The following is a 10,563-nucleotide window of genomic DNA, read 5'->3' on the forward strand; positions in this document are numbered from 1 at the left end:
TCGCCTCGCTTAAAATATTATGTCACTACAAAACGATTTCGGCGACCACCCCTAGCAACCATGCGGGTTTGCGGGGTGTCACCCCCCGAAAATCGGCAAAATCGGGGGGATAGCTGTTAAACCCGGGTTAGCAATTTTAGTGACGGTATGCTTGATTCATTTCGAATCGGGCATGCCGTCACTATAATTTCGCTTGAGCTTGTCGGGTTACGCTTCGCTAACCCGACCGAGGATCAGGCCGGGCTGCCTGGCTGCTTCTGCGAGGATCTTGCGGATCGGTGCGGGCAGGGCGGCTGAGGCGACGGTCGTCGTCCCGTCGCGCCAGGCGATCCATTCCCAGCCGGGCTCGGCGGCGACGCTGGCGATGCGCTCGACGCGGCAGCGTTGCGGGTTGAGGTGCAGGCGGAAGTGGGTGAAGGCGTGGGTCAGTGGCGGCAGCGCTTCGACCGAGAGCAGGCGGCAGCCGTGGCGGCGGGCGAGGGCCTCGGCGGCTGCGGCGATCTGCTGCGAGCCAAGGTCGGCGCCCCCTGCAACTCCGGCGGCGACGACTTCCGGTGGCGCCAGCAGGCCGCCCCAGATTCCCGTCGGCGGGCGGCGTTCGAGCAGCACCGACTCGCCGTCGTCGAGGAAGAGCGGGGTCGCGCAGCGTTCGGGGACGGCCTTCCTCGGTTTCGGCGTCGGCAGTTCGTCCTGGCGGGCGGCGTCGCGCGCGACGCAGATCGCTGCCATCGGGCAGTCGGCGCAGCGCGGGTTGGCGCGCGTGCAGACGGTGGCGCCGAGGTCCATCAGTCCCTGCGTGTAGGCGTCGACATCGGTCTGCGGCAGCAGCGCCTCGGCGATCGCCCACATCCTCTTTTCCACCGGCTGGCTGCCGGGAAAACCCTCGATGCCGAAGCAGCGCGCGAAGACGCGCTTGACATTGCCGTCGAGGATCGCTGCGCGTTCGCCGAAGCCGAAGACGGCGATCGCGGCGGCGGTCGAGCGGCCGATCCCGGGCAGTTCGGCGATGCGCTCGGGCTGTCGCGGGAAGTTTCCGCCGTATCCCGCATCTTCGGCGACCAGTGTCTGCGCGCAGCGGTGCAGGTTGCGCGCGCGGGCGTAGTAGCCGAGCCCCGCCCAGTGTTCGAGGACGTCGCCCTGCGGCGCGGCGGCGAGCGCCGCCAGCGTCGGGAAGCGTTCGAGGAAGCGCCGGTAGTAGGGGATGACCGTCGCCACCTGCGTCTGCTGCAGCATGATCTCGGACAGCCAGACGCGATACGGGTCGCGCTCGCCGCCCGGGCGCTGCTGCCAGGGCAGGTCGTGGCGGCCGTGCCGTTTCTGCCAGGCGATCAGGCGCCCGGCGAAACTGCCGGCGCCTTCCGGGAGCGCCGGCAGTGTGCTTCTGCCGCTCATCGCGCCTCGGCGGCGCGCTCGCCCGCGTTGGCCACGGCCTGCCGCGGCGTCGGATCCTGCCAGCCGCCACCGAGCGCCTTGAACAGGTCGACCGCTGCCGAGAGCCGTGCCTGGCGCGCGCCGACGAAGGACTGCAGCGCGTCGTTGCTGCTGCGCTGCGCGTCGAGCACCTCGAGGTAGCCCGAGTAGCCGGCTTCGTAGCGCATCTGCGCGAGCTTCAGTGCCTTCTCGGCGGCGTCGGCGCGCGCGCGCTGTGCCGTTTCGGCAGCCACGTTCTCGCGCAGGCCAACGAGCGCGTCCTTCACTTCCTTGAACGCGGTCTGCAGCGTGTTCTGGTAGGCGACGAGCGACTGCTTCTGCTGCGCGGTCGCCTGGTCGACGCGCGCCGTGGTGCGGCCGAAGTCGAGCACCGGCATGAACAGGCCGAGCCCGAGCGACCAGGTGCCGGCGCCCGAAGTGAACAGATTGTCGAGCGTCTTGCTCTCGCTGCCGAGGACGCCGGTCAGCGTGAACTTCGGGAAGTAGCCGGCCTTGGCGACGCCGATGCCGGCGTTGGCGGCGACCAGCGTTTCCTCGGCCTGGCGCACGTCGGGGCGCGCCTGCACCAGCGACGAGGGCAGCCCTTCCGGCGGCACCGGCGGTAGCGGCAACTGGCGCAGGTCGCCGGCAGCGATCTTCAGCTCGGGGCTGCCGACGAGCAATGCCAGCAGGTTCTCGGACAGTTCGCGCTGTTGGCGCAGTCCGGCAATCTGCGCCTGCGTCGCCGCGAGCGCGCCCTCGGCCTGGTGCAGTTCGAGCGGCGACGAGAGGCCGGCATCGACGCGGGTCTGCACCAGCCTGAGGCTTTCGCTACGTGAGGCCAGCGACTCGGCGGCGACGGCGAGTTGCGCGTCGTAGGCACGCAGCGCAAGGTAGTTGCGCGCGACCATTCCGGAAACCGAAAGGCGGATCGCGTCGCGCGCGTAGCGGGTGGCTGCCGCTGAGGCCTGCACCGATTCGAAGCCGCGGCGGACGCGGCCCCAGAAATCGAGTTCATACGAGGTGGACAGCGCTGCCGAGCGCCCGTCGCGCACGCGTGGCCAGTTCGACGCCAGCGCGAGGGCGCCGACCGTGGTGACCTGGCTGCGGTTGGTGTTGGCGCCAAGGTCGATCTGCGGCAGCAGCGCGCCGCCCGCCTCGCGCGCCAGCGCTTCGGCCTGCTCGACGCGAGCGACGGCGATGCGCAGGTCGGCGTTCCGTTCGAGCGACCTGGCCAGCAGGTCGTCGAGCACCGGGTCCTGGAAATGCTTCCACCAGTCGGCTTCGATCAGCGCAGCTTCCGCCTCGCTCGCAGCGGCGGCAGAAGGCGTGGCCTGGCTTGTCGCCGCGTATTGCCCGGGCAAGGTCGATTCAGGGCGCACGAAATCGGGGCCGACGGCGCAGCCGGAGATCCCGAGGACGCCCAGCGTCGCGATGGCGGCCAGCAGAGGCGCCCGGCGCCCGGCAGGGGCGACGACAGGATTGATTTGAGCGAGTCGGTGTGCAGCGCCGGCCGAGCCGCCGAGCTGGTTCGTGCTTTGCAGCCTGCGTGCGGACATCATTGCTGCGCCTCCGGATGAACTGCCGGCTTGGTGTGGACGAGGTGTTTGGGTGCCTTGCCGCGTTCGAGCCACTTGAAGAAGAGCGGGATGAAGATCGGCGCGATGAAGGTCGCCGCGAGCATGCCGCCGAGCACGCCGGTGCCCATCGACTTGCGCGCCGCGGCACCGGCGCCGCTGGAGAAGGCGAGCGGGGCAACGCCGAGGACGAAGGCGAGCGAGGTCATCACGATCGGCCGGAAGCGCAGGCGTGCCGCCTCCAGCGCCGCTTCGGCGACGGCCATGCCTTCGGCGTGCTTCTCGGCGGCGAACTGGATGATCAGGATCGCGTTCTTCGCCGCCAATCCGATCAGCACCACCAGGCCGATCTGGAAGTAGATGTCGTTCGGCATGCCGCGTGCCCAGACCAGCGCCAGCGCGCCGGCGGCGGCAAAGGGAACGGCCATCACCACCGCCAGCGGCAGCGTCCATTTCTCGTACTGCGCGGCGAGGATCAGGAAGACCATGATCACGCCGAAGATGAACGCCGGCGCCGACGAGCCCGAGCTCTTCTTTTCCTGGAAGGCCTGTCCGGTCCACGCGATCTCGTAGCCCTGGGGCAGCGTCTCCCTGGCGGTCGCCTCGACGATCTTGATCGCGTCGCCCGAGCTGACTCCGGGGACCGAGTCGCCCATGATCTTGGCGGCGACGAAGCCGTTGAAGCGGTCGAGCTGCTCGGGGCCGACGATGTTCTTCACCGTGCTGATCGCCGACAGCGGGATCATCGCGCCGGTGGTCGCGCTGCGCACATAGACCTTGCCGATGTCCTCCGGCTTCGCGCGGAACTCCGGCTCGGCCTGCAGCTGCACGCGGTAGACGCGGCCCGCCTTGTTGAAGTCGTTCACGTAGAGCGCGCCCATCGTGCTCTGCAGCGTCTCGTAGACGCTCGCCAGCGGAATACCGAGCGACAGCGCCTTCGCCTCGTCGACCTCGACGAAGAGCTGCGGCACGGTCGGCCGGAAGAAGGTGTTGATCTGCGTGAATTCCTTGTGCGTCTTCAGCGCGCCGATGAAGGCCTGCACCACCTCGTTGAGCTTCTGCGGGTCGCCGTCGACGCGGTTCTGCACATAGACCTCGAAGCCGCCGGCGCTGCCGAGGCCGAGGATGGGGGGCGGGTTGAAGGTCAGCACCATGCCGTCGGGCAGGCCCATGCCGATGCCCATGAACTTCTTGGCCAGCGCCGGCGCCTCGACCTCGCGCTCGTCCCAGTCCTTGAGGATGACGAAGGCGGTTCCCGAGTTCGTCTTGCTGCCGCCACCGATCAGGTCGAAGCCGGAGACGACCATGGCGTGGTCGAGCGCCGGGTCCTGGGCGATGATCTGCCGGAACTGCTCGCCGGTGGCGCTGGTGCGGCCGAGCGTCGCGCCGTCGGGCAGTGCCACCGCCGAGATGACGTAGCCCTGGTCTTCGGGCGGCACGAAGCTGCCCGGGACGACCTTGAAGAGGACGACGGCGACGCCGATCACGGTGATGAAGACCGAGCTGCCGATGTACGGGTGGTGCAGGATGCGCCTGACCTGGCTCAGGTAGGAGGCGCTGAAGCGTTCGAAGAAGCGGTTGAACGGGCGGAAGATCGGCGCTTCCTCGTGCGCAGGCTTGAGCAGCAGCGCGCACAGCGCCGGCGTCAGCGTCAGCGCGACGATGCCCGAGATCACCACCGCCACGGCGACGGTCACCGCGAACTGCTGGTAGAGCTTGCCCGAGATGCCGCCCAAGAAGGCGACCGGGACGAACACGGCGCAGAGGACGAGGACGATCGCGATGATCGCGCCCGTGACCTCGCGCATGCCTTCGACCGCGGCGTCGAACGGCGACAGCTTGTTCTCGGACATCTGCCGCTCGACGTTCTCCAGGATCACGATCGCATCGTCGACGACGATGCCGATCGCCAGCACCATCGCGAACAGGGTCAGCGTGTTGATCGAGAAGCCGAACAGCCACAGCCCGGCGAACGAGCCGATCATGGAGATCGGCACGACGATCATCGGGATGATGGTCGCGCGCCAGCTCTGCAGGAAGACGAAGACGACGACGAGGACGAGGATCGCCGCTTCGATCAGGGTCTTCACCACTTCCTTGATCGACGCCGAGACGAAACGGGTCGTGTCGAACGGGGTCAGATAGTCGAGCCCTTCCGGGAACTTCTCCTTCAGTTCGAGCATCTTGGCGTCGACGTTCTTCGCCACGTCGAGCGCGTTGGCGCCGGTCTGCAGGAAGACGCCGAGGCCCACCGCCGGTCCGCCGTCGAGCGCGCTCTTCTGGTCGTAGCTGTACGCGGCCAGCTCGACGCGGGCGACGTCCTTCAGGCGCAGGATGCCGTTGGGGCCGCCGGCGCGGATGACGATGTCGCCGAATTCTTCGGGGGTGAGCAGGCGGCCCTTGGCGGTCACCGTGTACACCAGCATCTGGTCGGCCGGTGCCGGTTCCTGACCGATCTTGCCGGCGGCGTTCTGCGCGTTCTGCGCGCGCACCGCGAGCGCGATGTCGGTGGTGGTGATGCCGAGCTGCGCCATGCGCTCGGGCTTCAGCCAGATGCGCATCGAGTAGTCCTGGGCGCCGAAGATGACCACGTCGGCGACGCCCTTGACCCGCTTCAGTTCGTCGACGACGTTGAGGCTGGCGTAGTTGGAGATGAAGAGACGGTCGTAGCGGCCGTCCTTCGACTGCATCGCGATCACCTTGAGGATGTCGGTCGAGCGCTTCTGCACGATCACGCCGTTGCGCCGCACCTCTTCGGGCAGGCGCGGTTCGGCCGCCTTGACGCGGTTGTTCACGTTCACCGACGCCATGTCGACGTTGGTGCCGACCTCGAAGGTCACGGTCATCGACAGCGCGCCGTTGGCCGACGAGGACGAGGTGAAGTAGGACAGCCCCTCGACGCCGTTCAGTTGCTCCTCGATCGGCGCTGCCACCGTGCGCGCGATGGTCTCGGCCGAGGCGCCGGGGTAGTTGGCGGTGATCATCACCGTCGGCGGCGCGATCTGCGGGTACTGGGCGATCGGCAGCACCTGCGCGGCGACGAGGCCGGCGATGACGATGACGATCGAGATCACCGCCGAGAAGATCGGCCGGCTGATGAAGAATTTTGAAAGTGCCATGTCCGGGCCTCTTTACGCCTTGCCCTGGGTGGCGGCGGGTTGTTCGGCCTTTTCGCTGGCGGGTCTGGCGTCGGGTGTGGCTGGCGCGGGCTTGCCGGCGTCGGGCTGCTTCGCGCCGGGAGCGCCTGCGGGCGGAACGCCCGGTGCGTGCGGAGCGACCGGCATCTGCGGGCGCAGCTTGATCAGGTTGTCGACGATCACCTTGTCGCCGGGCTGCAGGCCACCGGTGATCACCCAGTCCTTGCCGCGCCATTCGGCGGTCTGCACCGGCCGCGGCGCGACCTTGTTCTCGGCATCGACGGTCATCACCAGCTTGGCCTCGGCCGTCTGCAGCACCGCGTTCTGCGGCACCAGGTAGACGCCCTCGCGCTGGCCGGTGAGCAGGCGCGCGCGGACGAACTGTCCGGGCAGCAGGCGCGCGTCGGGGTTGGCGAACTCGGCGCGCAACTGCTGCGTGCCGAGCACCGGGTCGATGGTGCTGGCGAGGAAGTTGAGCTTGCCGGTCTTCGGATAGAGCGAACCGTCGGGCAGGACCAGCTCGACGCCCTTGACGCTGTCCGGCGTCAGCCGGCCGCCGGGCAGCTTGGCGATCTCGCTCTCGGACAGGCTGAAGCGGACCCAGATCGGGTTCAGCTGGTAGATCGAGGTGAGCAGGCTGTCGCTGCCGACCGTCACCAGGTTGCCCTCGGACTTGAGCGCGCGCCCGGTCGTCCCGGACACCGGCGCCGTCACCGTCGTCCACGACAGGTTCAGCTTCGCCTGGCGCAGCGCCGCCTGCGCCAGCGCGTTGTTCGACACTGCGTCGTCGTATTCCTTCTGGCTGATCGCCTTGGCTGCGGCGAGTCCCTGGAGCCGCTTGGCCTCGCGTTCGGTCTGCTCGGCGCGCGCTTGTGCCTCGGCCAGCGCGATCTCGAAGCTCGAGCGGTCGATCTGGAACAGCGGCTGGCCGGCCTTGACCTGGCTGCCTTCCTGATACATGCGCTTGACGATGATGCCGCCGACGCGGGCGCGTACCTCGCTCTCGCGCGCGCCCTCTGTCTGCGCCATCACCTCGACCGAAGTCGGGATCGTCTGCGGCTGCATGTCGAGCACGGTCACCGGCATCGGTCCCATTGGCGGCGGCCCGGCCTGCTCGTCCTTGCCCGAACAGCCGGCAAGCAGCGCTGCGGCGACTGCGGCGGCGAGGAGGGCGCTCCGCGCACGGAAGGAAGCAGAGTGAGTCATGGCGAGCCTTTGCAGAAAAGAGTTCGTTGTATTATATACGTACATGCTTGTATGTGAAGGACGGCAAGACCCTGCTCTCAGAGTGGAATTTGCCGGCTTTTGTGCCGCATCGTGCCTGATTCGTGTTGCGCTGGCGTGGAGTCGGCACTTGAGGCGCTTGATCCAGAGGCTGTCCGACTCGCGCGGCCAGTGGAAGTTTCGGGGACGCTATCTTGATGCGAACGGATCAAGCAAATCGCCCCGCAAAGGAGGTCCGAATGGCCAGGAAAACCAAGGAAGAAGCGCAGCTCACCCGGCAGCAGATCATCGATGCTGCGCGCGCGGTATTCCACGAATCCGGCGTCAGCCGTTCGTCGCTGGACGCCGTCGCCCGTGTCGCCGGCGTCACGCGTGGCGCGGTGTACTGGCACTTCAAGGACAAGACCGAACTGTTTCACGCCGTGCGCGAGGAGGTGTCCTCGCCGCTCCTCGCGCGCAGCCATGCGATCCTCGATTCCGGCGACTACGCGGACCCGCTCGACGCGGTCGAGGCGGCGATCGTGGACTTCTTCCGCATCCTCGAAGACTGCCCGACGCTGCGCCAGGTCCTCGAGATCCTGATCCTGCGCTGCGAGTACGTCGACGACTTCGTCGACGTGAAGGCCGAGGTGATGCAACCCGCGTTCGAGTTCAACGAGCGCGTCGCCGCCGCCTACCGCCGCGCCGCTGCGCTCGGAACGCTGCGCCCGGGACTCGAGCCGGAAAGCGCCGCGCGCGACACGCTGGCCTTCACCACCGGCCTCCTGCACCTGCTGCTTGGCACCAGGGATGCCAACGGGATCCGCGAGCAGGTTCCGGCGATGGTTTCCGCGCACCTGGCATTGCGCCGTCGCTGATCCTCCCTCCAGGAGCGGCGGAAGCCGCGATCGTCCGTCTCCGACGCAAGCGACGGATCACGCCTGGCGGCGCTCCGGCAAAGGGCCGTCAGGCGCGAGCAAGCGAATGATCGCAGCGCCGGACTATAAGGGGACAGTATGTTTCATACTGTCCCCTTTGTGGGGCGCACCCGGCTGGCGGCGAGCTTGGCGCGGCTGCGTGCTTCGTCGATGTCGGCGCCGGTGGCCAGCGCGACCCCCATGCGCCGCTTGACGAAGCTTTCCGGCTTGCCGAACAGGCGCAACTCGCTATCGGGGACCGCCAGCGCTTCTGCGACGCCGGTGAAGGCGATGCCCTTCGCTTCCATCCCGCCGTAGATCACCGCCGACGCGCCGGCCGAGCGCAGGCTCGTATCGACCGGCAGGCCGAGGATCGCGCGCGCGTGCAGCTCGAATTCGGACAAGCGCTGCGTCGCCAGCGTCACCAGCCCGGTGTCGTGCGGGCGCGGGCTGACTTCGGAGAACCACACCAGGTCGCCCTTGACGAAGAGTTCGACGCCGAACAGGCCGCGGCCACCGAGGTTGGCGGTGACGGCGCCGGCGATCTCGCGGGCGCGGGCGCGCGCCGCCTCGCTCATCGGCTGCGGCTGCCACGATTCGACGTAGTCGCCGGCGACCTGGACGTGGCCGACCGGCTCGCAGAAGAAGGTCTCGACTTCGCCGGAGGCGCCGATCGCGCGCACCGTGAGTTGGGTGATCTCGTAGTCGAAGTCGATGAAACCCTCGACGATCACGCGGCCGCCGGCAACGCGGCCGCCCTGCTGCGCGTAGTCCCAGGCTTTCTCGACGTCGGCGGGGCCGCGCAGCAGCGACTGGCCTTTGCCCGACGAGGACATCACCGGTTTGACGAGGCAGGGGAAGCCGATTCCTTGCTCGCCCTCGATCGCGGCGCGCAATTCGGCGAGCGAATCGGCGAAGGCGTAGGGCGAGGTCGGCAGGCCGAGTTCCTCGGCGGCGAGCCGGCGGATGCCTTCGCGGTTCATCGTCAGCCGGGTCGCGCGCGCGGTGGGGATCACCTCGGCGATTCCCTCGCGCTCGATCTCCTGCAGCATGTCGGTGGCGATCGCCTCGATCTCGGGGACGACGAGCTGCGGCTGCTCGCGCTCGATCAGCGCGCGCAGCGCCGGGCCGTCGGTCATGGTGACGACGTGCGCGCGGTGTGCCACCTGCATCCCGGGCGCGTCGGCGTAGCGGTCCACGGCGATCGTCTCGACACCCAGTCGTTGCAAGGCGATAATCACTTCCTTGCCGAGTTCGCCGGCGCCGAGCAGCATGACGCGCGTCGCCGCTGCGGAAAGCGGCGTGCCGATGCGCGCGCCGGCGCCTGCCGCAGTTGCCGCCGCAGTTTCCACACTCGCGATATCTTTCCCTGACATTGCAGATCCTCCGAAGCCTTGCTGGTTCGGCGATCTTAGCACGCCCCCGACTTCTCTCCCGGACCCCCGAATGACTTCTCCGACTCCTTCCGCTAGCGCCGCCGGGCACGTCGCCACGCCCCTGGCCCCGATCGATCCGCGCACGCTGCGCAACGCGCTCGGCACCTTCGCCACCGGCGTCACCGTCATCACCGCGATCGGCGCCGACGGGCAGCCGCTCGGACTGACGGTCAGCTCCTTCAACTCGGTCTCGCTCGAGCCGCCGCTGATCGTCTGGAGCCTGTCGGCGAACTCGCCGCGTCTGGCCGACTTCGTCGCCGCCTCGCACTTCGCGGTGAACATCCTCGCTGCCGACCAGCGCGCGCTCTCCGACCGCTTCGCCAGCCGCGAGGCCGATCGCTTCGCCGGCCTGTCCGTCTGCAGCGGCCTTGGCGGCGCGCCGCTGCTGCCCGGCTGCCTGGCCTGGTTCGAGTGTGCCAACGAAATCCGTCACGAAGGTGGCGACCACCTCATCTTCATCGGACTCGTCGAGCGGGTGACCCTCGGCGAGGCGAAGCCGCCGCTCGTATTCCAGGGCAGCCGCTACCGCGAACTGGCGCCGCTCTGATCGCTGCCGGGCGCCGCCGGCGCCCGTGCTTTCCCTGCATCTTTCCCGGCAGCGCTTGAAGCGGCGGACCGGGCCGCATAGAATGGCCCCTTGCGCGGGTGTAGTTCAATGGTAGAACGGAAGCTTCCCAAGCTTCATACGAGGGTTCGATTCCCTTCACCCGCTCCAGACAAAAAGCAGAAAAGGCCGGTTTTCCGGCCTTTTTTGTGTCCGTGCGCCCGGCAGGGCGCACTCACTTGGAGGTGAAAGTCCTCTACTCGCCCGACAAGGGGAAGAGTTAGCCGAACGGCAAGGGTGTTCCGGGCGACTGGAAATCTGAAGGAAGCTGAAGGCAAA

General features: G+C 68.1%; 7 protein-coding genes and 1 tRNA gene. 3 read left to right on the forward strand and 5 right to left on the reverse strand.

Annotated features, from left to right (window positions below; genetic code table 11):
* Positions 1–207: 207 nt before the first annotated feature.
* From mutY to CCR84_RS02480, 4 genes are read right to left on the reverse strand one after another with little or no spacing between them, the layout of a single operon-like run.
* On the reverse strand, positions 208–1,392 hold the full coding sequence (gene mutY, locus CCR84_RS02465; RefSeq protein WP_201209359.1) for an A/G-specific adenine glycosylase: 1,185 nt from the start codon (positions 1,390–1,392) through the stop codon (positions 208–210).
* A complete protein-coding gene (locus CCR84_RS02470) occupies positions 1,389–2,972 on the reverse strand; it encodes an efflux transporter outer membrane subunit (protein WP_242508499.1) in 1,584 nt (527 codons plus the stop codon). The genes mutY and CCR84_RS02470 overlap by 4 nt, the downstream gene beginning before the upstream one ends.
* The gene (locus CCR84_RS02475) at positions 2,969–6,106 is read right to left on the reverse strand and encodes an efflux RND transporter permease subunit (protein WP_201209360.1); all 3,138 of its coding nucleotides are present in this window, start codon (positions 6,104–6,106) and stop codon (positions 2,969–2,971) included. The genes CCR84_RS02470 and CCR84_RS02475 overlap by 4 nt, the downstream gene beginning before the upstream one ends.
* Positions 6,107–6,118: 12 nt before the next feature.
* On the reverse strand, positions 6,119–7,330 hold the full coding sequence (locus CCR84_RS02480; protein WP_201209361.1) for an efflux RND transporter periplasmic adaptor subunit: 1,212 nt from the start codon (positions 7,328–7,330) through the stop codon (positions 6,119–6,121).
* Positions 7,331–7,587: 257 nt separating this feature from the next.
* Here CCR84_RS02480 and CCR84_RS02485 point away from each other — a divergent pair, with 257 nt between their 5' ends.
* Entirely contained in the window at positions 7,588–8,205 is a 618-nt protein-coding gene (locus CCR84_RS02485) for a TetR family transcriptional regulator (protein WP_201209362.1), read from the forward strand.
* 143 nt (positions 8,206–8,348) lie between these two features.
* Here the strand turns inward: CCR84_RS02485 and purT are convergent, their stop codons facing one another.
* The gene (gene purT / locus CCR84_RS02490) at positions 8,349–9,620 is read right to left on the reverse strand and encodes a formate-dependent phosphoribosylglycinamide formyltransferase (protein ID WP_201209363.1); all 1,272 of its coding nucleotides are present in this window, start codon (positions 9,618–9,620) and stop codon (positions 8,349–8,351) included.
* Positions 9,621–9,690: 70 nt separating this feature from the next.
* Here purT and CCR84_RS02495 point away from each other — a divergent pair, with 70 nt between their 5' ends.
* Positions 9,691–10,227: a flavin reductase family protein gene (locus tag CCR84_RS02495; protein WP_201209364.1), complete on the forward strand. Its 537-nt coding sequence runs from the start codon at positions 9,691–9,693 to the stop codon at positions 10,225–10,227.
* A gap of 94 nt (positions 10,228–10,321) precedes the next feature.
* A tRNA-Gly gene (locus CCR84_RS02500) sits at positions 10,322–10,395 on the forward strand.
* Positions 10,396–10,563: the final 168 nt, after the last annotated feature.

It is taken from the genome of Rhodocyclus purpureus, assembly GCF_016653115.1.
Taxonomy (GTDB): domain Bacteria; phylum Pseudomonadota; class Gammaproteobacteria; order Burkholderiales; family Rhodocyclaceae; genus Rhodocyclus; species Rhodocyclus purpureus.